The sequence below is a fragment of the Ruminococcus callidus ATCC 27760 genome (assembly GCF_000468015.1).
Taxonomy (GTDB): Bacteria; Bacillota; Clostridia; order Oscillospirales; family Ruminococcaceae; genus Ruminococcus_C; species Ruminococcus_C callidus.
On record NZ_KI260505.1, the window covers coordinates 1 to 860 of the forward strand.

Annotated in this window: 1 protein-coding gene; it reads right to left on the reverse strand. The window is 48.3% G+C overall.

The annotated features are described in order from the left end of the window. Nucleotides 1-176: 176 nt before the first annotated feature. Nucleotides 177-860, reverse strand: a 684-nt coding sequence (locus tag RUMCAL_RS13900; RefSeq protein WP_021683665.1) for an amidoligase family protein, incomplete at its 5' end; no start/stop codon positions are given.

Here is an 860-nt window from a genome sequence, read left to right on the forward strand (position 1 = left end):
TGTGGGCAGGTTTCGGTCTCTTGTAGATGGTGACTTTACCGCTTTTCACATAGGCAATACCAGACGCATCTGTCCCTCGTTCTTCCGCCGCATTCGCTAGAGCCTGTGTCAGCTTTTTCAACAGCTTGTCCGAAACAATACCCTTATAGTCCAGCCAACCAAATAATGCACACATCTTACATTTCCTCCTCTGCACAAACTTCTTCATTTACATATAGCTGTCGCTCTTTCAGGTACTGAATGAGTTCAGGCTCTGTGATGTCTGCCACAAAATCTGACCACGATAACTTCGCAATGGAATCATCGGTGTTGTACATAGCGGCATCACAAATTCGATTGACCAGCTGAATGGTGGCAATGAACGTGTTGTACTTCAAAGTGCCACGGAACAAACGAAATTCCACGGTGTGGTAATTGCAAAGGTTCACAGCGGCATATCGACCATTTCCACCCTTTTTCGCCTTGTCCATAATTGCTTTCGGGGTATGCTCATAGCCGTATCTTGCCGCCCAGCGGTTCATGGTGTATTCCGAACGGCGGCTGAACTTCAACAACTCATTCCAGTGATGTTCCACAAAATACAGGATTCTGGAGATCACCTCGTCCTGTCCTTCCTGATTGTCGGAAAAAGCATTGCGGTTCACATGGAGATGCAGACCGCAGGTTGAAGTCTGATGCGAACGGTAGCCTTGACGAACGGCACGGTGCATAATATCTTCCCATGGAAACTCGTTGATGTGATAGTCCATGGTGCAAGGGTGGGAAACCAGTTCCATGCCATCGTCCAGCGAGCCGTCTGTTTTGATGTAGAGCAGGTCTGCATGGGCGTTTGCAATGTCCAGCAGTTCTTCCGCAAAGTC